The sequence below is a fragment of the Tardiphaga sp. GW822-FHT04G09 genome (genome assembly GCF_058800725.1).
Genome location: NZ_JBXAMO010000003.1, coordinates 285,872 through 308,201 on the forward strand (window position 1 = coordinate 285,872; position 22,330 = coordinate 308,201).

20 protein-coding genes are annotated in these 22,330 nt (G+C 63.6%); 9 read left to right on the forward strand and 11 right to left on the reverse strand.

The features are described from left to right. Positions 1–202: 202 nt before the first annotated feature. Entirely contained in the window at positions 203–1,765 is a 1,563-nt protein-coding gene (locus AC1RLZ_RS08080; RefSeq protein WP_493188224.1) for an AMP-binding protein, read from the reverse strand. A 199-nt stretch (positions 1,766–1,964) separates the two neighbouring features. On the opposite strand from AC1RLZ_RS08080, the gene AC1RLZ_RS08085 reads away from it, so the two are divergent. From AC1RLZ_RS08085 to AC1RLZ_RS08095, 3 genes are read left to right on the forward strand one after another with little or no spacing between them, the layout of a single operon-like run. After that, positions 1,965–2,573: a LemA family protein gene (locus AC1RLZ_RS08085; RefSeq protein ID WP_371424233.1), complete on the forward strand. Its 609-nt coding sequence runs from the start codon at positions 1,965–1,967 to the stop codon at positions 2,571–2,573. A gap of 22 nt (positions 2,574–2,595) precedes the next feature. Then, complete coding sequence (locus AC1RLZ_RS08090) at positions 2,596–3,480, forward strand: TPM domain-containing protein (RefSeq protein ID WP_493188225.1); 885 nt, start codon at positions 2,596–2,598, stop codon at positions 3,478–3,480. After that, entirely contained in the window at positions 3,480–3,977 is a 498-nt protein-coding gene (locus tag AC1RLZ_RS08095) for a TPM domain-containing protein (RefSeq protein ID WP_493188226.1), read from the forward strand. Before AC1RLZ_RS08090 ends, AC1RLZ_RS08095 begins: the two co-directional genes overlap by 1 nt. Positions 3,978–3,980: 3 nt before the next feature. Here the strand turns inward: AC1RLZ_RS08095 and AC1RLZ_RS08100 are convergent, their stop codons facing one another. After that, positions 3,981–4,592, reverse strand: coding sequence for a glutathione S-transferase family protein (locus tag AC1RLZ_RS08100; RefSeq protein WP_493188227.1), 612 nt, complete (start codon positions 4,590–4,592; stop codon positions 3,981–3,983). A 173-nt stretch (positions 4,593–4,765) separates the two neighbouring features. On the opposite strand from AC1RLZ_RS08100, the gene AC1RLZ_RS08105 reads away from it, so the two are divergent. The 3 genes from AC1RLZ_RS08105 (at position 4,766) to AC1RLZ_RS08115 (ending at position 7,517) form a co-directional block, all read left to right on the forward strand. After that, positions 4,766–5,737, forward strand: coding sequence for a hypothetical protein (locus tag AC1RLZ_RS08105; RefSeq protein WP_493188228.1), 972 nt, complete (start codon positions 4,766–4,768; stop codon positions 5,735–5,737). Positions 5,738–5,831: 94 nt separating this feature from the next. Beyond that, entirely contained in the window at positions 5,832–7,346 is a 1,515-nt protein-coding gene (locus AC1RLZ_RS08110; protein WP_493188229.1) for a hypothetical protein, read from the forward strand. A gap of 12 nt (positions 7,347–7,358) precedes the next feature. Continuing rightward, complete coding sequence (locus tag AC1RLZ_RS08115) at positions 7,359–7,517, forward strand: hypothetical protein (protein WP_176454609.1); 159 nt, start codon at positions 7,359–7,361, stop codon at positions 7,515–7,517. A 57-nt stretch (positions 7,518–7,574) separates the two neighbouring features. Here AC1RLZ_RS08115 and AC1RLZ_RS08120 read toward each other — a convergent pair whose 3' ends face one another. After that, positions 7,575–8,780 (reverse strand): CaiB/BaiF CoA transferase family protein, encoded by a 1,206-nt coding sequence (locus AC1RLZ_RS08120; protein ID WP_493188230.1) that lies wholly within the window; start codon positions 8,778–8,780, stop codon positions 7,575–7,577. Positions 8,781–9,058: 278 nt separating this feature from the next. Further along, positions 9,059–12,064 carry a bifunctional proline dehydrogenase/L-glutamate gamma-semialdehyde dehydrogenase PutA gene (gene putA / locus AC1RLZ_RS08125; RefSeq protein WP_493188231.1) on the reverse strand — a complete coding sequence of 1,002 codons (3,006 nt, stop codon included), beginning with the start codon at positions 12,062–12,064 and terminating at the stop codon, positions 9,059–9,061. A 112-nt stretch (positions 12,065–12,176) separates the two neighbouring features. Between putA and AC1RLZ_RS08130 the strand changes: the two genes are divergently transcribed. Both AC1RLZ_RS08130 and AC1RLZ_RS08135 read left to right on the forward strand, forming a co-directional pair. After that, positions 12,177–12,641, forward strand: coding sequence for an Lrp/AsnC ligand binding domain-containing protein (locus tag AC1RLZ_RS08130; RefSeq protein ID WP_371424221.1), 465 nt, complete (start codon positions 12,177–12,179; stop codon positions 12,639–12,641). 92 nt (positions 12,642–12,733) lie between these two features. Further along, positions 12,734–13,375: a hypothetical protein gene (locus AC1RLZ_RS08135; protein WP_493188232.1), complete on the forward strand. Its 642-nt coding sequence runs from the start codon at positions 12,734–12,736 to the stop codon at positions 13,373–13,375. 294 nt (positions 13,376–13,669) lie between these two features. Here the strand turns inward: AC1RLZ_RS08135 and AC1RLZ_RS08140 are convergent, their stop codons facing one another. From AC1RLZ_RS08140 to AC1RLZ_RS08160, 5 genes are all read right to left on the reverse strand, one after another. Then, positions 13,670–13,870 carry a cold-shock protein gene (locus AC1RLZ_RS08140; protein WP_068734210.1) on the reverse strand — a complete coding sequence of 67 codons (201 nt, stop codon included), beginning with the start codon at positions 13,868–13,870 and terminating at the stop codon, positions 13,670–13,672. A 271-nt stretch (positions 13,871–14,141) separates the two neighbouring features. Then, the gene (gene sorB / locus AC1RLZ_RS08145) at positions 14,142–14,450 is read right to left on the reverse strand and encodes a SorB family sulfite dehydrogenase c-type cytochrome subunit (RefSeq protein WP_493188391.1); all 309 of its coding nucleotides are present in this window, start codon (positions 14,448–14,450) and stop codon (positions 14,142–14,144) included. A gap of 20 nt (positions 14,451–14,470) precedes the next feature. Beyond that, entirely contained in the window at positions 14,471–15,682 is a 1,212-nt protein-coding gene (gene sorA, locus AC1RLZ_RS08150; protein WP_493188233.1) for a SorA family sulfite dehydrogenase catalytic subunit, read from the reverse strand. A gap of 197 nt (positions 15,683–15,879) precedes the next feature. Next, the gene (locus AC1RLZ_RS08155) at positions 15,880–16,125 is read right to left on the reverse strand and encodes a hypothetical protein (RefSeq protein ID WP_493188234.1); all 246 of its coding nucleotides are present in this window, start codon (positions 16,123–16,125) and stop codon (positions 15,880–15,882) included. 166 nt (positions 16,126–16,291) lie between these two features. Continuing rightward, complete coding sequence (locus AC1RLZ_RS08160; RefSeq protein ID WP_493188235.1) at positions 16,292–18,052, reverse strand: adenylate/guanylate cyclase domain-containing protein; 1,761 nt, start codon at positions 18,050–18,052, stop codon at positions 16,292–16,294. Between the two features lie 119 nt (positions 18,053–18,171). On the opposite strand from AC1RLZ_RS08160, the gene AC1RLZ_RS08165 reads away from it, so the two are divergent. Continuing rightward, entirely contained in the window at positions 18,172–19,770 is a 1,599-nt protein-coding gene (locus AC1RLZ_RS08165; protein WP_493188236.1) for a glycosyltransferase family 39 protein, read from the forward strand. A 31-nt stretch (positions 19,771–19,801) separates the two neighbouring features. Here AC1RLZ_RS08165 and AC1RLZ_RS08170 read toward each other — a convergent pair whose 3' ends face one another. Together AC1RLZ_RS08170 and AC1RLZ_RS08175 are read right to left on the reverse strand one after the other, a co-directional pair. Then, on the reverse strand, positions 19,802–20,830 hold the full coding sequence (locus AC1RLZ_RS08170; RefSeq protein ID WP_493188237.1) for a YcjF family protein: 1,029 nt from the start codon (positions 20,828–20,830) through the stop codon (positions 19,802–19,804). Then, positions 20,827–22,290, reverse strand: a complete 1,464-nt coding sequence (locus AC1RLZ_RS08175) for a YcjX family GTP-binding protein (protein WP_493188238.1) — start codon at positions 22,288–22,290, stop codon at positions 20,827–20,829. Before AC1RLZ_RS08175 ends, AC1RLZ_RS08170 begins: the two co-directional genes overlap by 4 nt. Positions 22,291–22,330: the final 40 nt, after the last annotated feature.

The window sequence follows — 22,330 nt, forward strand, 5'->3', positions numbered from 1 at the left end:
TAAGGGAGTAACTATCGTCATGCAAGTCACTAGGTGGTGACCCTCCACTGTCATTCCGGGGCGCAGGTCAGCGGCGAAGCCGCTGGCAGGCGACCCCGGAATCCCGAAGTGTTCAGCCATGTCGAGATTCCGGGTTCGCGTCCGGCAAGAGCCGGCCACGCCCCGGAATGACGAGCTTGGAGGAGTGGTCGTCTACGATCCTCTATCCCACCATCCGTTCGCGCCCGACCCAGAAGCTCGCGCGCAGCGCCTTCTTGTCGATCTTGCCGACGCCGGTCATCGGCAGCTCGGTCACGAACTTGATGTGCTTGGGCGCATGGGCCGAGCCCTTGCGGGTCTTCACCAGATTGATCAGCTCATCCGCATTCGGCTTCGCCCCGCCGCGTGCGACCACGATGGCGGTGACGGCCTCGCCCCATTTGTCGTCGGGGACGCCGACCACGGCACACATGGCGACATCGGCATGGGTGGTGAGCACATCCTCGATCTCGCGCGGGAAGATGTTGAAGCCGCCGGAGACGATCATGTCCTTCTTGCGGTCGAGGATGAACATATAGCCGCGCTCGTCGGCGCGGGCGATGTCGCCGGTATGCAGCCAGCCGTTCTTGAGCGTCTCCGCGGTCTGCTCCGGCCGCTTCCAGTATTCCTTCATCACATGCGGCGCGCGGACGCAGATCTCGCCGGCCTCGCCGGGCGGGACTTCCTGATCGTCATCGTCGAGGATGCGGACGTTGCAGACTGCGATCGGAAAACCGCAGGATAGAAATAGTTCCGGATTTTTCGGATCATGATCCGACTTGCGCAGCACCGACACCGGATAGCATTCCGTCTGCCCATAGAGCTGCGAGAACACCGGGCCGATCCGCTCGATGCCTTCCACCAGCCGGCTCGGTGACATCGGCGATGCGCCGTAAAGCACCAGATCGAGCGAGGACAGATCGGTCTTCGACAGCGTCGGGTTGTCGAGCAGTACATAGATCATGGTCGGCACGAACAGCGTGAAGTTGATGTGCTCGCGCTCGATGGTCTTGAGCACGGCCTCGGGATCGAATCCCTTCAGCATATGCACGGTCCCGCCGCGCATCAGCGTCGGCAGCACCTTGGTGCCGGCGACATGGCTGATCGGCGCCACGGTGAGATAGCTCGGCCTGTCCGGGATCTCGAAGTCGGCCAGGATGGCACTGGCAAAGCCCGAGACTTCGCGATGGCGGCGCAGCGCGCCCTTGGACTTTCCGGTGGTGCCGCCGGTGTAATTGAGCACGGCGATGTCATCGACCTGTGCAAAGTCACGCGCGGTGGCGCTGCCACCCGAGCCGACGACCTTCAGCAGATCGATTCCGTAATCCGCGCGGCCCAGCGTGAACACATGCTGCAGACCCTGCGCGCGCGATGCAAGCTCGCCACCGCGTTGCAGGAAATTGTCGGCATCGATAATCAGGATCGTGGAGCCGGCGTCTTCGATCTGGTCGATCTGGTCCTGCATCGAGCCCAGCGGATGCAGCCAGGAAATGGCGAAGCGCGACAATTGCGCGGCGACACCGGCGCACCAGGTTTCGGCGCGATTCGCGGTCAGCAACGCCACTTTCGTGCCGGGCTGTGCGCCGAGGTTCATGAACACGTTCTGCAGTCGCGCGATCAGGTCCGTGGTGCCGCGATAGGTGATGGAGCCGCCCGGCCAGCTGAAGGCGATGCGATCGGGATAGCGCGCCAGCGCCCGCAGGGTCTGCGCGCCGACCGTCGGAAACGTGTTGAGCACGTCCGTCATGAAATCCTCCCAGTATGTCCTCGGCTTCTGTGGGCCGATGGTCGTGGCAAGGCTAACAACGAATGTCCCGTGTGCAAACACAAACCGTTCGATACATGCGTGGACGCATTGCAGCATCGCGCTGTGAACTTGTAGCGACGGATGTCATCGCCGTGTGCTAGAAACCGCCTAACATCGAGCCGCGTCACAGGAGAATTTCATGCGCAAGTTTTTGACCGTGCTGGCCGCACTGGCGACCCTCAGCCTGACCAATTGCGGTTACAACGCGATCCAGACCAGTGACGAGCAGGTCAAGTCGGCCTGGTCGGAGGTCGTCAACCAGTATCAGCGCCGGGCCGATCTGGTGCCGAATCTCGTGAACTCCGTGAAGGGCTTTGCGCAGCAGGAGAAGGACGTCCTTCTCGGTGTCACAAATGCCCGCGCCAAGGTCGGCTCGGTGCAGGCGACGCCGGACGTGGTGAACGATCCCGCGGCATTGCAGAAATTCCAGGCGGCGCAAGGCGAACTCTCCAGCGCGCTGTCGCGGCTCCTGGTCGTCACCGAAAACTATCCGCAACTGAAGTCCGACGCGCTGTTCAAGGATCTGATGTCCCAGCTCGAGGGCACCGAGAACCGCATCACCGTGGCGCGCAACCGCTACATCAAGTCGGTGCAGGATTATAACGTCGGCGTGCGCACCTTCCCGAACAATCTGACCGCCATGATGTTCGGCTACAAGGAGAAGGCCAACTTCTCCGTCGCCAATGAGAGCGAGATCTCGACCGCGCCGAAGGTCGACTTCAATCCGACGCCGGCGCCTGCGAAGTAGGCCGGCCTCGCCGGTGAGTGCGATGAAGGCTGTCAAAGCCTGTCTGCTGGCATTGTTGTTGTGCTGGAGCGTTGCCGCTCTGGCCGATGTCGCCGTGCCCGCGCTCAGCGGACGCGTTGTCGATCAGACCGGAACCTTGAGCGAGTCCGACCGGGCGTCGCTCGACAGCACGCTGCGCGACTTCGAGGCCCGCAAGGGCAGCCAGATCGCGGTGCTCATCGTGCCGACCACGGCGCCGGAAGCCATCGAGCAATATTCCATCCGCGTCGCCGAAGCCTGGAAGCTCGGCCGCAAGAAGATCGATGACGGCGCGATCCTGCTGGTGGCCAAGAATGACCGCAAGCTGCGCATCGAGGTCGGTTACGGCCTCGAAGGCGCGCTGACGGATGTCACCACCAGGCGCATCATCGACGAGATCATCACGCCGCGCTTCAAGGCCGGTGATTTCGCAGGCGGCATCTCGGCAGGCGTCAACCAGATCATCAAGGTGATCGATGGCGAGCCGCTGCCGGCGCCGGATGAATGGAAGGGCAATGCGAATGTCCTCGATCAGATCATGGAATATGCGCCATTCCTGCTGTTCGGTGTGATCATCTTCGGCGGCATTCTGCGCACGATCTTCGGCCGGCTGTTCGGTTCGCTGGTGACTGGCGGACTCGTTGCCACGGTGGTCTGGCTTGTCGCCGGCAGTTTGCTGTTTGGCGGCATTCTCGGTGTGATCGCATTTTTCTTCACGCTGGTGAGCGAGGCCTTCATGTCGGGCGGCGGAGGCGGTGGGCGACGCGGCGGCGGTTATGTCGGCGGTAGCGGCGGTTCCTGGTCGTCGGGGAGTTCGTCGAGCAGCGGCGGTGGCTTCAGCGGCGGGGGCGGCAGTTTCGGCGGCGGCGGCGCCTCGGGGAGTTGGTGATGAGCCTCAAGCGGATCAGCAGACATCTGCTCAGCAATCGCGCCCGCGTCCGCAAGGCGTTCCCGCCAAAAGCCATGGCCGCCATTGAGCGGGCCATCAAGGCGAGCGAGGCCTTGCATGCCGGCCAGATCCGCTTCGTCGTCGAAGGCGCACTCGACGGTGCGCCGCTGTTCCGCAATCAGGCGGCGCGGGAGCGCGCCATCGACGTGTTCGCACAGCTCCGCATCTGGGACACCGAGCACAACAACGGCGTGCTGATCTATCTGCTGCTGGCCGATCGCGATGTCGAGATCGTGGTGGATCGCGGGATCGACAGGCATGTCGGTATCGCCGGATGGGAAGCGATCTGCCAGATGATGGAAGCGCATTTTCGTGCCGGTCGCTTCGAGCAGGGTGTCATCGCCGGCATCGAGGCCGTGACGCAGCATCTGGCGGCGCATTTCCCGCGCGATGCTTCGTCGGTGAATGAACTGCCGGATGCGCCGGTGGTGTTGTAGCGCTCACGCCTTTGCCGACTCCCGCGCACCGACGCGCTCGAACCACGCCGCAACGTTCGTATTCTCGCGATCCCAGGGCTGCTTCACCTTGTCGGCAAAATCGAGCCAGCAGAACAGCACGATATCCGCCATGGTGAAGCGCTCGCTGCAGATATAGGTCTTGCCGGCCATCTGGCCGTCGAGCCAGCGCAGCCGGTCGATGGCGATTGTCTTCAGCCCCGCCGCGCCTTCGGGGACGCAGACGATGCGTGTTTCGAAACGCTTGAGCCCCTCGGAGAAGCGATAGCCATTGGCGATGTGCTGGCAGATGTTGAGATCGACGCGCTGGCGCCACATCCGGGCCTCGGCGCGCTGTTCGGGCGTGGTGCCGATCAGCGGCGGCGTCGGATGTGTCTCCTCGAAATATTCACAGATCGCCACGGTTTCGGACACATAGGCGCCATCGTCGAGTTCGAGCGTCGGCATCTGCCCATGCGGATTGCGCGCCAGATGCGCGGACTCGCGGTTCTCCCCGGCAGCAAGATCGACGCTCTGCACAGGAGCGCTGATGCCTTTTTCCGCCATGAACATCCGCACCACGCGCGGGTTCGGTCCGATGGAATCGTAGAGCTTCATGGCATTTCCCCGATTGTTCTGTTTGCAGGTGTTGTGCGGGCCAGGCGTGTGCGCGTCAAGCAACGGTTCCGCCGCCGGACAAGAGGTGAAATTTTCGTAAGCACGGCGGGCGGTAAGGATTTGGCAAGCAATGAAAGTTACCAAATAGTTCATCTTTCCCGGAGAATTTGATCGTGAGCGAGAACAAGGCCGAAGCCACCCCAGATGTCAGCGGCGATCACGTCGACACCGGCGTGACGGCGGCGGGTTCCGACGCCTCCGACGTTCATGTTGACGCACCGAAGCTCGCCCCCGAGCAGGGCGACGACCGCCGCGCGCAGATGCCGAAGAGGGAAGCGCCGAGGCTCGGTGCGCCCGGTCGGATCACCATCATGGCGCCCTCCCGCGACAGCGGCCCGCGCGACGGCGCATCCCATGAAGGCGCAACGCGCGAAGGGTCTTCGCGCGAGCACTCCTGGGAAGATTTCGTCAATTCCGAACCGAAGCTCGAGCCGGCGCAGAAAGCCGGCCGGAGCCGGATGATGGCCATTGCCGCGATGATCGCGCTGGGCATCACCGTCGGCGCAGTCGGTGGTTCGGTGGCCATGTCCGGCCTCGGCAAGCTGTTTGCCGCCGACGACACCAAATCCACCAATCAGGCGCTTGAAGACCATATCGCCCGCCTCGACGGCGAACTCTTGGCGCTGAAGGCCGAGGTCGATCGCAACGCCAAGCTGTCCGCTGCAGCGCGTGCGAAGTCTGCCGATCGTCTCGACAAGCTTGAGAAGGGCCAGGCCGAACCGGCCGCGAAACTCGCCAAGCTCAGCGAGACCGTCGAGAAGCTGCGCATCACGCCGCCGCCTGCTGCTGCGCCCGCGCCGGCCCCTGCACCGGTTGCCTCCGCGCCGGCCAAGGAAGTCACGGGTTCGATCAACGCGCCGGTGCCGACCCCGGCACCGAAGCCCGAAGTTGCGCGTCTGCCGACAGTCGAGGGCTGGCGCATTCTCGATATTGCCGGTGGTGGTGCCACTATCGAAGGCCGTCCGGGCATCTTCGAAGTCTATGCCGGCGATCCGGTTCCCGGTCTCGGCCGCATCGACGCGATCCGCAAGCAGGACGGCCGCTGGACGGTCGTTACCTCCAAGGGCCTGATTGTCGCCCGCTGATCCACTCTTCTCACGATGAATGTGTTCGGGCCGCTGCAGGTGCAGCGGCCTTTCTTTTGGGCTAGCCTCCCGGCGTGACGTCTGGGATTGCACCGTGCGACTTCGTTTGAGCCTCATGGCCGTGCTGCTCTGCCTCGTGGCATCCGTCGCGCGGGCTGATGAGGGCAATGGACTCGCCGTCACCGATGCCGGGGTGTTGCGGGCGCTGGAAACGCACAGCACCCGCGGCCTCGGCCTCGCGCAACTGCTCGATCCCGCGCGCGCAACGCCGATCCGCAATGATGCACTATTCGCGCTGCCGGCGATGACACCGATCCGCGCCGCGCTGGATGACGCCTTCGCGCGCTATCTCGCCGATCATCAAAAGCATCAGCCGCGTGTGAGCATCGGCGTCGGCTCCGGCCATGACGCGCAACTGTTCGACAAGGCGATGCTGACATCGCCGGACGCGCGTTTCGTGCTGGCCGGGATCGTCAATCGCATGGATCGCGCTTATGTCGCGCCGGACACCTGCGGCGAGATCAGGCTGATCTACCGGCTCACGCGTCTGGATGCCGGCATCACGCCGCCGCGCCTGCCGATGACGCTTAACCTCGTGCTCCACGCGAAGGAGTCGAAAGATAAATCGGTCACCTGCGCCGATCTTGCCGGGCGCTGGCTCAGCGCTGCCTCCCTGAGCGAGACAGGCGCGGCACTCGCAGATCGCCTGCTTGCGTCGGACGGCCCGCTGGCAACGGTCGTAGCCGCGAATATCGATCGCATCGAGACAAATCTGCAGATCGCACATGCGCCGAAATCCGAGACGCAGGAATTCCGCACCGACTATTTGCAGAAGGTGTTTCGTTTCGACGAGACTGCGAAGCAGTTTCGCGAGACACCCATGGAAAACCAGATCGACCGTGACCGGCTGCTGGCTGACGCTACGCTCGGTCGCGACTTTCGCGACTGGTTGCTTGCGCCCGATCATCTGCGCGCCTTCGATCGCGGCACGGTGCTGATCCCCGAGAAGTTCCTCGCCACTTCGTCGCTGGCATCGACGCCGGTCGGCTTTGCGCCGTCCGTCCTGCAGCCGGAATTCGGATTGATATCGATGGATGGCAAAGGGAAGGGCGTTTTCAATGAACACGACGTCGTCACCGCGCTGGAGCGCGCAGTGGCGCAAGGCGGCGCGCTCGAAAATATCCGCTCGCCGGCAGGCTTTGCGCGGCGGCTGAACGACATCACCTGCGGTGGTTGTCACCAGATCCGCGGTATCGGCGGTTTTCATTTTCCCGGCGCGGACACGCTGGCAGATCAATCGCAGGGAACGGTTCCGGCATCGCCGCATTTCATCGGTGAACAGGTGCGTCGTCGCGATATCGTCATGGCGATGCGCGATGGAAAGGCGCCGGATTTTTCACGCGGGTTTTCGGATCGTCCGCAGATGCGCGGCAGTCACGAACTGGCAGGATCGCCCGTACTCGATGGCTGGGGCGCGACATGTTATCGACCGAAGCCGAAAGGCACTGCGGACAAGAGCTTCGCGTCCTGGACCTGTGCCGAAGGTCTTGCCTGTCAGCAGGTTGGCTCGGATAGCTCGCCGGCCATCGGCATGTGTTTCGTGAAATGAAATGAGGGCGCGATGAACGAGACCGACAAGGAGATCAAGGAACGCGATATCGCCATCGCCGAGAACGAGAGCAAGCAGCAGACGACAAGCAGCATCCGCGTCAGCGTCTGGGCCATCGGTGTGGCCGTCCTGCTCGGGCTCGGCTTCTTCGGCTGGCTGCTGGCGAGATAGGCGAGGCGGCGTTCTTAACCTCTCCCCGCAGAAGGGCGGGGAGAGGTTGGATCGTCACTACTGTACGGCGCCCGCCGCCCGCAGCCCTTCGATCTGATGATCGTCATAGCCCATGGCACGCAGGATCTCGTCGCTGTGCTGGCCGATGGATGGTGGCAGATGCGGCTTGCGCTTGGTCTCGCCGCCAATCCAGATCGGACTGTTGATGGTGAGGATGTCGGTTCCCTCGAACGGGATCAGCACATCGTTGTCCTTCATCTGCTGATCGTTCGGAATGTCGTCGAGGATGCCGACGAAGCCGAAGACGAGGCCGTTGCCGTCAAGCCGCTCGCGCCAGTCGGCGAGGTCGCGGGTCGCGAACACCTCGTCGAGGATCCTGATCAGTTCGACCGAGCGCGCATGGCGATTGGGTTTGGTGGCGAAGCGCGGATCGTCGCGCAGGTCCTCGCGGCCGAGGCATTTGGTGAAAGCCGGCCATTGCCGCTCTTCGGCAAGCAGCGACAGCATGATCCAGCGGCCGTCGCGGCACCTGTAGTGATTGGTGACGGCATTGAGCGCTTCCTCGCGCGAGCGGCGCTTCTCGAATTTGGCGCCGACAAGTTTGGCCTGTGCCAGCACGCTCGACGACCACACGCCATTGGCCATCAGGTTGGATTTCACCTGGCAGCCCTTGCCGGTCTTCTCGCGCTTGTAGAGCGCGGTGACGATGGCGCCATACAGCGCCATGGCGCAGGGATGGTCGCCCATGCCGGCAATCGATCGCGCGGGCGTGGTGTCCTCATCGGCGCGAACGAGATCCATCATGCCGGAACGTGCCCACCAGGCGGTGGAGTCGAAACCTGGCTTGTCGGCTTCCGCGCCCTTGTCGCCGTAACCGGTGAAGCAGGCATAGATCAGCCGGTCGTTCAGCGGTGCGATGTCCTCATAGGCGATCTTCAGCCGCTTGCGCACCGGCGGTGGGAAATTGGTGATGAACACATCCGCTTCGGCGATCAGCTTGTAGAGCACCTGCTGCCCCTCGGGCTTGGCAAGATCGAGCGCGAGGCTCTTCTTGTTGCGGCCCTCCATCATCCAGGCATAGTTGTGTTCGCTCTTGGGATAGCCGGGCAGGTTGGGCAGATTGCGATAGGGGTCGCCGGCACCGGGCGGCTCGATCTTTATGACGTCTGCGCCGAAGTCGGACAGCACAGTGGCCGCAGCCGGTGCAGCGATGAAGCTCGCGCAGTCCAGCACCTTCAGCCCTTTGAACAGACCGTCTTCCATGCGTCGCTCCCGTCGCTTTTGTTCTACGTGTTGTATTGCCGCCTGCCGGAATTTAATTCCGTCTGGAATCCGGCAGCGCATTTGACCCATCTTCGAGGGGCGATGCAACGGGCTCAGCTAACCCTCCCCTGGAGGGGGAGGGTTAGCTGCGTGCATAGCGCGCAGCGGGGTGGGGTGAAGCAGCAAGCTCCGTCGTTGTGGCTTCACCCCACCCCGTCTCGCAACACGCGTTGCGTGCTGCTCACCGACCCTCCCCCTCCAGGGGAGGGTAAGAAGGATCAGTTTTGATCTGTCATCAATGCTGCATTGCCCCCTGCGGCTGCCGTGTTGATCGTGACGGTCTGTTCGGTGGCGAAGCGGGCGAGATAATGCGGGCCGCCGGCCTTTGGCCCTGTGCCCGACAGGCCGAAGCCGCCGAAGGGTTGCACGCCCACGACCGCGCCGATCATATTGCGATTCACATAGACGTTGCCGACCGGCAGACGCGCGATCACGCGCTCGACCATATCGTCGATCCGCGAATGCACGCCGAGCGTGAGGCCGTAGCCGGTGCCGGAAATATCCTGCAACACCTTGTCGAAGTCGGCAGCGTGATAGCGCACCACATGCAGGATCGGCCCGAACACTTCCTCGGTGAGTTGCCGGGCGCTGGCGAGCTCGAAAATATGCGGCGCAACGAAGTTGCCTGCAGGCGCGGTGCCCGCGAGATGCACGCGTGCCTCGCGTGTCATGCGCGCGATATGCGCATCGAGCTTCTGCTTCGCTTCGGCATCGATCACCGGACCGATATGCGTTGCCGGGTCGGCGGGATCGCCGAGCTTCAATTCGCGCGCGCTGCCCACGATCATCTCGATCATGCGGTCGGCGACGTCGTCCTGCACGAACAGCAGCCGCAGCGCCGAACAGCGCTGCCCGGCCGAGCGGAACGCCGACATCACCACGTCGTCGGCGACCTGTTCCGGCAATGCGGTGGCATCCACGATCATCGCATTGATGCCGCCCGTCTCTGCGATGAGAGGCACGATCGGGCCGTTCTTGGCGGCGAGGGTGCGGTTGATCGATCGGGCCACCTCTGTCGATCCCGTGAACACCACGCCGGCAATGGCGGGATGTTCCACCAGCGCGGCACCGATACGGCCGTCGCCCCGAATGAGATGCAATGCAGAGGCTGGTATGCCGGCTTCATGAAGCAGGTCCACCGCTTTCGCTGCAACATCAGGTGTCTGTTCGGCCGGCTTTGCGACCACCGCATTGCCTGCCATCAGCGCAGCGCTGACCTGGCCGAGAAAGATCGCCAGCGGAAAATTCCACGGCGAGATGGCGATGAAGACGCCGCGACCGCGCAGATGCAGCACATTGGCCTCGCCGGTGGGGCCGGGCATCGCTTCGCCAGCGCCGAATTGCTTGCGGCCCTGCGCAGCATAATAGCGGCAGAAGTCGATGGCCTCGCGGACTTCCGACAATGCGTCGTCCAGGGTCTTGCCGCCTTCGAGCTGCAACAACGCGATGAAGGACGCGCGGCGTTGCTCCAGCAGATCGGCGGCGCGTTCCAGGATGGCGCCGCGTGTATCGGCTGGTGTGCGGCTCCAGGACCGGAAGCCAGCCAGCGCGTCGGTTATCGCTCTGTTGGCTTCATCTGGCGTGGCGTCGCTGGTGGTTACGTTGCTCGGCCTGTCGGCCGTCACATCTTTCAGCAATTGCCCCAGCGCCGCGCGTTCGCCGAATTCGATGCCCTGCGAATTGATGCGCTCGGGCCGATACAGATCGGCGGGCAAGGGAATCTTCGGATGCCGCGCGCCGTCGGGAGTGCTGATGATCGCGGCAGGCCGCTTGAGCAGCGTCGCGACCGGCACCGTGTCATCTGCGGCAATGGCTACGAAGGACGAGTTGGCGCCGTTCTCCAGCAGACGCCGCACCAGATAGGCCAGCAGATCGCGATGACTGCCAACCGGCGCATAGGTGCGCCAGCGAATGGCGGGATGGTCCTTGCCGAGTTGTTCGTAGAGCGCGTCGCCCATGCCGTGCAGGCGCTGGAATTCATAGCCGCCGTTCGCGCCGGCCAGTTCGAGAATGGTTGCGACCGTCAGTGCGTTGTGCGTAGCGAATTGCGGAAAGATGCGCGGCCGCAATGCCAGCAGTTTCTGCGCGCAGGCGATGTAGTTCAAATCGGTCATCGCCTTGCGCGTGAACACCGGATAGCCGGGGAGGCCGCGTTCCTGCGCGCGCTTGATCTCGGTGTCCCAATAGGCGCCCTTGACGAGGCGGACCATCACCTTGCGATCGTGACGGCGCGCCAGCGCGTCGATGTGATCGATCACATCGGCGCAGCGCTTCTGATAGGCCTGGATCGCAAGGCCAAATCCGTCCCAGCCTGCCAGCGACGGATCGGCAAAGGCCGCATCGATCACGTCGAGCGACAATTCGAGGCGGTCGGCTTCCTCCGCATCGACCGTGAAATTGAGGTCATGGGCCTTGGCCTGCTGTGCCAGCGCGATCAGGCGCGGCACCAGTCCGTGCATCACGCGCTGATGGCTCACCGCCTCATAACGCGGATGCAGCGCCGAGAGCTTGACGGAGATGCCCGGCCGATCGGGCAGCGGGGGGGTGCCCGCGATGCGGCCGATGGCTGAGATGGCCGAGGCATAGGAGTCGAAATAGCGCTGGGCATCGTCCTTGGTGCGGGCGCCTTCGCCGAGCATGTCGAACGAATAGCGCGCCGGGCGCTCGGACGGTGCACGGGCGCGGGCCAGCGCGGCATCGATGGTTTCCCCGAGCACGAAGTGGCTGCCCATCAGCCGCATGGCCTGCCGCGTCGCCGTGCGCACTGCAGGCAGGCCGATCCGCTTGGCCAGCCGGCCCAGTGTCCCCGTCGGCGTCTCGCCCGGCTGGATCGCGCGTTGCGAGATGCCGAGCGCCCAGGCCGACGCATTGACCAGGAAGGCGCTCGACTTCGTCTCGTGATGGATGAAATCGCCCCGGCCGAGCTTGTCCTCGATGAAGGCGTCGGCAGTGCGCGCGTCCGGCACCCGCAGCAGCGCCTCCGCCAGCACCATCAGCGCGAGACCTTCTTTGGTGGACAGCGCATATTCCCGCAGCATGTCTTCGACGCCGCCGAAGCGGTCGTCCCTGGCGCGAATGGCGTCGATCAGGCGCGTGGCCGTTGTGTTGATCCGGGCGTCCTGCTCGGGCGACAGGGTGGCACCGGCCAGCAGCCGGGCCGCTATGGCCCGGTCATCCGGCGCGTAGGGCGCAGTGAAGGGCGAGAGGGTGGAATCGGGCAACATGGGCATTTCCTCGGATATGATCCAAGCCTAATCCCGATATTTCCGGTGTTCGATAGGTCATTTCACAATTTTACCTTACATAATCCGGAACTGATCGTGCTAAACACTCGATATGAGTGATATCGACAAGATCGACCGGAAAATCCTCGCCGTCCTGCAGGCCGATGGCCGAATCGCCAATGTGGAGCTGGCCGAGCGGATCGGCCTGTCCCCAACCTCGATCGGCGAGCGGTTGAAGCGGCTGCAGCGCGACGGCTATATCGAGGGCTATGGGGCGCGGCTCAATCCGCAGATGCTGGGTCTCGGTCTGCTGGTGTTCGTTGAGGTGCTGCTCGACAAGACCACGCCCGATGTGTTCGAGCGGTTCGCCCGCGCCGTGCGGCTCGCGCCGGAAGTGCTGGAGTGTCACATGGTGGCCGGCGGTTTCGATTACCTGGTGAAGGCGCGCGTTGCCGACATGAGCGCCTATCGGCGGTTCCTCGGCGAGAGTTTGCTGGCGCTGCCGGGCGTGCGCGAGACCCGCACTTACGCCGTCATGGAAGAAGTGAAGCGCGATGCGCCGCTGCCCGTGGGATAGCGAGCCGGGATAACGCCGCCGTTGCCCTGCCGTTACCTTGGCAGGGTGAAGACGCTGCGTTAGGTTTCCGCGCGTTTCTCTCGGAGCAGATCATGCGGGCAGGCCACTTCAATCTTCGTGTTGCGATCGCGGCGGGCGTCATCGCTGCGACGGGCTTGCTGCCGACATCCCATGCGCGTGCGATCGAGATGTCCCGCGAGGTCGGCGATCTCTACACGTCGGTGTCGATCTATCCGCCATCGGCCGGTTCCATGACGATCTGCTACGGCTTCGTGTGCCGGCGACGTCACGTCTTCGATTTCACCTCCGCCGACAGGGCTGCGCTCACCAAGCTTCTCGCCGCCGGCAAGGCGTCGGCCGTGGCGGAGCGCGCCGCGGTGCAGAAGGCGGTGGTGTGGTGGGACCGCCGCGTCGGCCCGGTGCTCGGCACCGACAAGCGGATCGCCAATGCGGATTTCCGCTATTTCGACGACAAGCACAATTTCGATTGCTGGGACACGACGCGCAACGTCACCAGCCTGCTGCTGATCATCCAGGACTGGGGTTTGCTGAAGCATCACACGGTGGGCAATCCGCGCTATCGCGGCAATGCGCTGGTGCTGCAGACGCCGCACAATACTGCTGTACTGGTGGACCGCGCGACGGGCACCGAATGGGTCGTCGACATGTGGACGCGCGGCTATGCGCAGCTGCCCGACGTCAAGCCGGCCGATCAGTGGGTCAAGGAAAACTGAAGCAGGGAATGGAGCGCCGTCGCGTCGCTGAGGCGTGCGTCACGTCAACTGGCGGCTATAAGGAGCGGGCCTTCGAAAGGTCTCAGCTCGGCTTTTGGAGTTAGGCTAGAGCGCACACCGCGGATCGAATTAGCGCAATCCTGCGTGAAACTGATTGCGTTGCAGGAGAGATGCCCCTTCGGAGGAAACCGCTCGTGCCGAATGCGCTCTACATTGTTGAGGCGTGATCTCGAAGACTTGCCTGACGAGAGTCTGGTGAAGTGACCGGATCACACTGGTATCAAACCAGATGTATCAGACCTTGAGGTTCTCAGCCGAGGTCTTGCCGCGGTTGGCAACTTCCTCGAATTCAACGGTCTGTCCTTCGTTCAGTGTCGAAAGGCCAGCCTTCTCAACTGCCGAAATATGAACGAACACGTCCTTGCCGCCATTTGCCGGCTGGATGAATCCGTAACCCTTCGTCGGGTTGAACCACTTCACAGTACCTTTAGTCATCACGTCGTCTCCACGGGATCAAAATCGATAACGAACTGCCGGTCCCCGCAAACCAGCATATCCGACATGCGCACGTTACGCGCGGATTGCCAAGCTTGATAGCTCAAACGGCGTGCAGAAATCGTTCAAACGGGCGCATATTGCATCCAGAGCAGCCCATTTCAGCAGTTTTGGGACATTTTGACGCCTGTTAGGCTGGTCGCGTGCAGGACCACGCGCGTTCGACCCACGCGTGATCCTCACGGCCATGCAGGGGGCAGACCCCGTGCGTTTAGTAGGTGGCCGTTAGATAGTCGACGATCGCAGCAGCATCCGCATCGTCAATCGGTGCGCCGTAAACCTTGATCATCTTGGTCACTTCCGCCTGCCAGAAATCCTTCTTGAACCTGGGTCCGCGGGGCTGGGTCTGAATGTAGTCCGCGGAGTGACAGGCCGTGCAATTGTTCTGCGCGGCCTCGACGCCCGGTCCCGGTTTGAACGCGGCGGTCTCCTCGGGAAGCGTGTAGGTCACAGGCCTGGCCTGCAACTGTGCCAGTCCGGCCGTCCCGACGGCGGTTGCGGCGATCAGGGCGCAAATCATGTTTCTCATATGCGATCCCCTTAGGCCGCTGTGACGCGAACGGTTTCGACGACGTTGCGGAGATATCCCGCGGGATTCCACAGCGCCTCCATCGGTTGCGATACGCCGGCCTTGTTGGTCGCGCGCACCTTGATCTCGTGTGGGCCGGCGGCAAGCTTGACCGGCAGTGTCCATTCCCGGAACGAATAGTTGCCAAGGTCCTTGCCGAGCGTCGCCGGCATCCATGCCTTGCCGCCATCGGTCGAGATCGCGACATCCTTGATGCCCTTGCCGCCGTCGAACGCGATGCCCTTCAGCGTTGTCGTGCCGGCCTTCAGTCTGGCGCCGTCACTGATACTCGTGATGAAGGAGCGCACCGTGAAGCGATTGATCGGAATGGTGGCCTTCGGCGCGGTGCCCGGCTCGACGCAATTGCAGTCATTGTCCGGTATCCGGTAGGCCGACTTCATCCAGAAATTATCGAACACAGTGTCGATCACCGTGATCTCGTTGAGGTGCTTGACCCAATAGGTGCCGTAATAGCCGGGCACCACGAGCCGCAGCGGGAAGCCATTGAGCATCGGCAGATCGGCGCCATTCATCGCATAGGCCAGCATCACCTCGCCGTCGCGGGCATGGTCGAGGTCGAGCGCCTTGGCGAAATCCGGCGTCTTGTCACTGACGGGACCATCGAGCCCGCCAAAGGTCACCTGTTTGGCGCCCGCCTTGATGCCCGCTTTGTCGAGCACGGCCTTGAGCGGGACGCCGCGCCAGCGCGCATTGCCCATCGCGCCATTGCCGAGCTGACCGCCGGCAACGCGCGGGTTGAAAAATCCGCGGCTGTTGCCCGAGCACTGGTTGACGGCGACGATCTCCAGCGCAGGCATCGCCTTGAGCTCTTTCAGCGACAGCTTGGTCGGCCGCTCGACGCTGCCCTTGATCTCCAGCGTGAATGTATCGGGATCGATGCTGAGCGGAATGTCGGCGAGGTGATATCGGACGAAGAACGCATCATTCGGCGTGATCACGCCTTCATTGAAGACCGCGAACGGCGTCTCGAGCTGCGGCGGGCGGCTGGTGATGCCGATCAGGCGGCGCTTCTGCGGATATTTGACCAGCGGTCGCTCGCCGTTGTCGAACGGCAAGGTTACGGTGTCGAGCGCATAGGATTTGATCGGGTCAAGCGTTGTCGCAGCGCCCAGTGCAGTCAATCCTGCACCGGCACGTTTCATCAATTCTCGTCGATCGAGCATGGGCTTCCTCCGAAGCTGTCATATGGCGCCGTCATCACGGACACCTTGACCCCATAGTCGCGCCAAGCTTCGACAAGTCAATTTTTGCTTTTGAGAAATGGCGTCTGGAATCTGCAGCCGGAACTCATGCCGGTGATTGCAACGCAGCAAAAGCCCCGACCGGTATAGCGGTCGGGACCCTGCCTGATTGGAATAGTTCAGTAGCAGACGTTCACCGTGCGCCAGCGCAGGCCCCAGGGCGTCATCACGCGGCGGCTCACATAGCATCCGGTGCCGCCACCGACATAGCCGACGCCGAAAGCGGGGCCGTAGAAGCCGCCGCCATGGAAGTGGTGGTGACCGCCATGCCAGCCCCAGCCATGGGCGGATGCGGTGGACGGCGTCAGTGCCATCGCGCCGAGAGAAGCTGCAGCAACGAATGCGAGTGCGAGTTTGCGAAACATGATCATTCTCCTTCAGTGATGCGCGAAGCGCTGGTTGCGGGATCTGTCCGTTCGATCCATCGCAAATTCGTCGCATCGATTTCGGAGCGGGTTCGAGGAATGTCAGAAGGAATTTTCTGAACGCCTGTTCAGGCGGATGCCACCGCCGCGCCGTGCAATAACTGCGTCAGGACGCAGCAACCATATCGCTGGCGACGAGTGTTGAAAGCACCTTCGCGTCTGTGATCATGCGCACATTCATCGGTGCGGCGCGGCCGCGGATCGCAACATCCTGATGTGGCAGTGCATCGGCTGCGAGCCCCGCGGTGGTGCAGACTTCTTCGGAGATGATCACTTCGCAAGCGAGGCTCTTGGTCATGTCCTGCAGGCGCGCAGCAACGTTGACGGCATCGCCGAGCGCCGTGAACACCATGTGATCGCGGTAGCCGATATCGCCGACGATGACTTCACCGCCGTGAATGCCGATGCCGAAACGCAGCGGCTGCGGCAAGTCATGGGCGAGGGTGCGATTGAGTTCGTCGATATTTTCGGCGATGAGGTGTGCGGCCTGCAGAGCCTGACGGCACGCCGTCTGCGGATCGCAGGCAAGACCGAACAGCGCCAGCTCGCCGTCGCCGATGAACTGGTTGGGCTGGCCGCCACTGGCGATCACCGCTTGCGAGACGGCATTGAGGAAGCGATTGACGATAAACACCGTGTCGAAGGGCAATCGCTTTTCGGCGAGCATGGTCGAACCGCGCATGTCCACGAACATGCAAACGAGATAGCGCTCCTGGCCGATCCGCGTCGGATGCGATGCATGGGCATTTGCGCTGGTCACCTGCGGCGCGAACAATTGCACGAAGGCCACATCGGTCGTCGGTCGCAATTGGCAGGCAAGGCGAACAGCGGGATCGGCACCCGCACCGATCCGGCTCAGAATGAAGGCTTCGCGTGCTGACGGTGCCGGCAGTCTGGCGATGTCGCTGGTGACGCGAATGCGGCAGGTCGAGCAGCGCGCGCGTCCGCCGCAGACACTGGCATGCGGAACGCGATGGCGCAGGCTGGCTTCGAGGATGCTAAGTCCCGTGGGGACGCGGATTTTGCGGCCATCGCCATAAGCGAGATTGACCATCCCGGCGCGCTGCTCCACCACCTGCCGGATGCCGCGCGCCGCCAGCGCGATGGCGAGCAGCGCGGCATAACCGATCAGGAGCTGATCCGTGAGATCGCCCAGCGTCTGTTGTTGCGGCTCGGTGCCGAGCCGTGTCTCGTTGAGATTTGCCGCCCGCCATTGCGGCGACGCCAGCTTCGCTTCGACCTCGCGTTTGCCCTGAAAGATGCCCAGCAGCGCCAGCGTCGGAATCAGAACGGCTGCTGCAAGCAAGTAGGGCGCCAGGCGCTTGAAATAGGTTTTCAGCCGCAGCCAGAAGTACAATCCGATGCAGCCGTGAAGCCAGGAGACGAGCACCACGAGATACATCGACCACATTCGGAGCGGAGATGTAATCGAGCTGTAGAACACCTGCGGATAGCTACGGTCGATATCGAACAGGTTCTGGCCGAGCCTGACCGCGACAACATGGGCGACGATGAGTGCCGGGATACTGAGCCCGAGCACGAGTTGCAGCGGCTCGATGGCCCGCCAGCGAAATTGCCGGCGTTCGTACAGCGCCCAGATTCCCAGCGCCATATGGATCGTCACGGCCGAATAAAAGATCTCGGCGACCGGAAAGGATTGCCAGAAGCCGGCATGGATGATGACGCCGGCCTGCAGCGCGTCGAGCGAGATGTTGCCGAGTGCGTGGTTGAGGAAATGGCTGAGCAGGTAGGTGAACAGCACCAGCCCGCAGGCGAGGCGGATCTGGTGCAGGCCGATGCTCCGCCACCATGCGGTGGCCGGCGCGGCCTCAAGTTGCTTGCCGGCTGTCTTGAATGTCGCGTCCATGGCGAAATCCTACGGCGGGACGCGCTCCGATGCCATCCGGAGCAGCCTCTGGACAGACCTTATCCAGCAGTAAAGTCAACAAGTTGACACCGTGGCGAAGTCCGCCGAAAAGCTCCGCGATGACGCCCTTTCCCGACCCTTACCTCGATCGGAATGTCTCCCGCCGCGCCTTTTGGGCGATCGGCGCATTGCTGGTGGCGCTGACCGCGATGCGGCTGATCTATGCCGGGCTGTTCGATCTGCGCACCGACGAGGCGTATTACTGGACATGGTCGAAGGAAAACGTGCTGTCGTTCCTCGATCACCCGCCGATGATTTCCTGGTTCATCCGCTTCGGCACGTGGCTATTCGGCGACACGAATTTCGGCGCGCGTTGCGCCGGTATCGTGGCGATGGCGGTGACGCAACTGCTCCTCGCCGACATCGTCCGCCGCGTCACGCAGGATCTGCGCGCCGTGCTGCTGGCGGTGCTGATGTCGGAAGCCGCGCTGTATTACGGATTGCTGATGGCCAAGGTGGCGCCGGACGTGGCGCTGATCCCGTTCGCCATGGCGATGCTGTGGGCGCTGGTGCGGCTGGCCGAAAGCCATGACGGGCGCTGGTGGCTTGCCGCCGGCGCGTTCGGCGGTCTCGCGCTGTTGTCGAAGTTGACCGTGGTGATGTTCGTGCCGGGCATTCTCGCTTTCATGCTGGTGCCGGAATGGCGCGGGCGCTGGCTGCGCAGTCCGTATCCATGGCTCGCCGTGCTGATCGCACTTGCGATCTCATCGCCGGTGCTGATCTGGAATGCCGGACACGACTGGGCGTCGTTCAGGTTCCAGTTCATCCGTGCGACCACCAATAACGAGGTATCGCTGCGCACGCTTGGCGATTTTCTCGGCCTGCAATTCGGCCAGGTCGGCTTCATCCTGATGCCGGTCATCCTCTCCGCTGTCGTTGCGATGGCGTGGCGCGGCTATCGCCGCCGCGAACCGGTCGCGATCCTGCTTGCCACCTGCGTGCTGGTGCCGTTTCTGTATTTCGCGTGGAAGTCGCTGACATTGCGGGTTGGTGACACCTGGCCGATGTTCCTGTGGCCCGCCGGCATCGCCGCGGCGGCGATCAATCTCACGAAACTGCCGGGCGACGGCTGGTCGAAGCGCATGGTGCGCGCCTCCTATGGCTGGACCATTGCGGCCATCGCCACCGGCATTCCGCTGGTGGTGCTGGTGTTCCTGTATTGCGTGGCCGCGCCGTGGAATCTGATCGGCAAGAACGATCCGCTCGGCGGCGAGGGCGGCTATCAGGTGCTGGCCGACCGCGCGCTGGCCGAGATGAAGACCACCGGCGCCACCTGGATCGCGACGACCGACTACCGCACCTATGCGATGCTGCGCTGGCATCTGAAGGACAAGGTGCCGGTGGTGCAGGTCAATGAGCGCGCGCGGTTTCTGGGCTTCCGCGATCCCGGCATGGACAAGATCAGAGATCGCACCGGACTCTACATCGCGCAGACCGCGGACAACCAGCGCCCGCTGCTGGCGACGACCAGTGCGGTGCTCTCGCCTCTCGCCGAAGTCGACACCGTCTGGCGCGGCACGGCGATGAAGCACTATGCGATCGACAAGCTCACCGGCTGGACGCCGGACCTGACGCCTGCGCCCGACACGCCATTCTACAAGTGGCCGGCGCTGGCGGAGATGTCTGTGCCGTCACGCATTCAGCTGGCAGCGCGCTGAGATAATCTCTCCCCGCTTGCGGGGCGAGCGACTACTCTTCCCCGTCCCGCTTGCGCAGCAGATCCTTGGCGAGGTCGCCGAGCTGCGGGCGCGGCAGTGCCGTGAACGGCAATGGTCGCGTCACGTCGATCGCAGCAAGCCCGAGCCTTGCGGTGAGCAAGCCATTCAGCACGCCTTCGCCGAGGCGCTGCGAGAGTTTCGCGGCGATGCCATGGCCGAGCACCTGCTGGATCATGCTGTCGCTGGCGGCCATGCCGCCGGTGATGGCAAGATGGCGGATGGCATGGCGCATCAAGGTGATCATGCCCAGCGTCCCCGGCCGGCCGCCATAGAGTTTTGCCAGCTGGCGCACCAGCCGGATCGCCGCGGCAGCGACGAACAACACATCGACCAGCGCACGCGGGCTGATGGCGGTGACCACCGAGACGCGTTGCGCGGCAACCGAGACGAGGCGACGCGCCTCGATGTCGAGCGGGCTCATCAATTCGCGTTCGGCCACGCGAATGAGATCCGCGCCGTCGATGATATCGCCGGCATGGCCCTGCAGGGCCGTGCGCGCGCGGGCGAGCCGCGGATTGCTGTGCGCGAGCTTCAGCAGATCGGCGAGTACCGCGCGGCTCTCGGCATGGTCGTCGCTGGCGATCACGGCCAGCGCGCGGGCATGCAGCTTCTCGATGGTGGCGAGGCGCATCAGGCTCAGTGCTTCGCGTGTGATGATGGCGATCAGCGCGACACTGACCAGCGCGGCGAAGCCGAGGCCGACAAAGCCGAGGCCGTCATTGATCGCGAACAGGTCGCGGACCAGTTGCGTGACGCCCAGACCCGTGCCGAGCAGCACGAGGCCGCCGAGTCCGGTCCAGAACAGCGTGCCCCAGCGGAAACCGGTGCGCACGGGTCGTGGCGGTTCGTCGATGACGACGGGCATCGCCATCGGATCGGCTTCCGGCGTGATACGGATGGTGCCGCGGGTGAGGCGGCCGGCGTCCTCGTCGGCGTCCATCACCGTGACATGGGGATCGTCGAGCCGGAACGTGGCCGGGCGGCGCGTACGGTCGGTCATTGCAGCCTGTCTCCGATCAGGAACTGGAGCGCGCGGTCGAGGCGGATGTGAGGCAGCGCCGGCTCCTCGCCGCTGTCGCGCGTGAGCAGCGGCGGGCGGAAGCGCAGGAATCGATAGTCGGCCTTGTCGGCGGCATCTGTCGAGAGACCCCTGAAGGAACGCCCCTCGAACAAGCCATCCAGATCGGTCGGCAGATCGCCGGGGAAAGTCGCCACTTCGGTCTCGCCATCGAATGTCTCGCCATTGGCGACCTCGCCGGCGACCGGCGTGCCGATGATCGACGGCAGCTTGTCACGGCCGCGCTGCACCAGCGCTTCCTTGGTGGCGCGGACCGCGGCGATGGCGACGACATCGACGGCGGCGCCGGCCAGCTCGGAGCGCGCAACGGCCTTGGTCACGGTTCGCCGCAGGATGTCTTCGAGCCGGTCATGGCTGAGGTGATGCAGATGATCGGCCTTGGTCGCCGCAAACAGAATGCGATCGACGCGCGGACGAAACAGCGTACTCAGGATCGTGCCGCGGCCGATGCGGAAACTGTCGAGAATGCCGGCGAGGGCTGCTTCGAGATCGTGCAGTGCTTCCGGACCGGCATTGAAGGCGGAGAGCGCATCGACCAGCACGATCTGGCGATCGAGCCGTGCGAAGTGATCGCGATAGAACGGCCTGACGACGACATCCTTGTAGGCCTCGTAGCGCCGCTTCATCATCGCCCAAAGCGAGCCATCCGGCGCGCTGCCGTCGCTGTTAACGTCGAGCGGCGCAAAGGTGAGCGCCGGCGAGCCCGCGAGATTGCCCGGCATCAGAAAGCGGCCCGGCGGCAGCAGGCTCATGGCGAAGCGTTCGTCGCGGCAGGCGCGCAGATAGTCGGTGAAGAGTCTGGCTGCGATGAGCGTCGCCTGCTCGTTTTCCGGTGCGTTGGTATCGAGCGTCGCGAGATGCGCATGAAAGGCGGCAGCCAGTGCCGCGCGCGGTCCTTGCCGCGACAGCGCGAGACTTTCCGCCGACCATGCCTCATAGCTCTTGCCCAGCAGCGGGAGATCCAGCAGCCATTCGCCGGGATAGTCGACGATATCGAGCGTCAGCGTGCGGTCGGCGCCGCTCGCACGCTGATAGTCGATGACCAGACGCAATTCGCTGATGTCGGTGGTCGAGTCCGGCCACCGGCGTTCATCGATCAGCGTGCGCAGATGATCCTCATAGGCAAATCGCGGCACGGCATCGTCGGGCTGCGGCGCGAGGCGCGACTTGGCGATGCGCCCTGTAGCCAGGGACTCGAACACCGGAAAGCGTCCGCCGCGCGTCAGGCCATGAACGAGCGCGGTAATGAATACCGTCTTGCCGGCGCGCGACAGGCCCGTGACTCCAAGCCGCACCGTGGGATTGAACAGACCATCGCCATAATCGAGCAATGCGCGCGCGGACAGCCGTGCTTCTTCGACGAGTTCGGACAGGCTGGGCATTGTGGGTGAAAACTCATCATGGTGAATGGTGCGCGGGGGT

Excerpts from the sequence above, each read along its gene's own strand:
- AC1RLZ_RS08080 (WP_493188224.1), bottom strand. The coding sequence starts at position 1,765 with ATGACGGACGTGCTCAACACGTTTCCGACGGTCGGCGCGCAGACCCTG.
- AC1RLZ_RS08085 (WP_371424233.1), top strand. The coding sequence starts at position 1,965 with ATGCGCAAGTTTTTGACCGTGCTGGCCGCACTGGCGACCCTCAGCCTG.
- AC1RLZ_RS08090 (WP_493188225.1), top strand. The coding sequence starts at position 2,596 with ATGAAGGCTGTCAAAGCCTGTCTGCTGGCATTGTTGTTGTGCTGGAGC.
- AC1RLZ_RS08095 (WP_493188226.1), top strand. The coding sequence starts at position 3,480 with ATGAGCCTCAAGCGGATCAGCAGACATCTGCTCAGCAATCGCGCCCGC.
- AC1RLZ_RS08100 (WP_493188227.1), bottom strand. The coding sequence starts at position 4,592 with ATGAAGCTCTACGATTCCATCGGACCGAACCCGCGCGTGGTGCGGATG.
- AC1RLZ_RS08115 (WP_176454609.1), top strand. The coding sequence starts at position 7,359 with ATGAACGAGACCGACAAGGAGATCAAGGAACGCGATATCGCCATCGCC.
- AC1RLZ_RS08120 (WP_493188230.1), bottom strand. The coding sequence starts at position 8,780 with ATGGAAGACGGTCTGTTCAAAGGGCTGAAGGTGCTGGACTGCGCGAGC.
- putA (WP_493188231.1), bottom strand. The coding sequence starts at position 12,064 with ATGTTGCCCGATTCCACCCTCTCGCCCTTCACTGCGCCCTACGCGCCG.
- AC1RLZ_RS08130 (WP_371424221.1), top strand. The coding sequence starts at position 12,177 with ATGAGTGATATCGACAAGATCGACCGGAAAATCCTCGCCGTCCTGCAG.
- AC1RLZ_RS08135 (WP_493188232.1), top strand. The coding sequence starts at position 12,734 with ATGCGGGCAGGCCACTTCAATCTTCGTGTTGCGATCGCGGCGGGCGTC.
- AC1RLZ_RS08140 (WP_068734210.1), bottom strand. The coding sequence starts at position 13,870 with ATGACTAAAGGTACTGTGAAGTGGTTCAACCCGACGAAGGGTTACGGA.
- sorB (WP_493188391.1), bottom strand. The coding sequence starts at position 14,450 with ATGATTTGCGCCCTGATCGCCGCAACCGCCGTCGGGACGGCCGGACTG.
- sorA (WP_493188233.1), bottom strand. The coding sequence starts at position 15,682 with ATGCTCGATCGACGAGAATTGATGAAACGTGCCGGTGCAGGATTGACT.
- AC1RLZ_RS08155 (WP_493188234.1), bottom strand. The coding sequence starts at position 16,125 with ATGTTTCGCAAACTCGCACTCGCATTCGTTGCTGCAGCTTCTCTCGGC.
- AC1RLZ_RS08160 (WP_493188235.1), bottom strand. The coding sequence starts at position 18,052 with ATGGACGCGACATTCAAGACAGCCGGCAAGCAACTTGAGGCCGCGCCG.
- AC1RLZ_RS08165 (WP_493188236.1), top strand. The coding sequence starts at position 18,172 with ATGACGCCCTTTCCCGACCCTTACCTCGATCGGAATGTCTCCCGCCGC.
- AC1RLZ_RS08170 (WP_493188237.1), bottom strand. The coding sequence starts at position 20,830 with ATGACCGACCGTACGCGCCGCCCGGCCACGTTCCGGCTCGACGATCCC.
- AC1RLZ_RS08175 (WP_493188238.1), bottom strand. The coding sequence starts at position 22,290 with ATGCCCAGCCTGTCCGAACTCGTCGAAGAAGCACGGCTGTCCGCGCGC.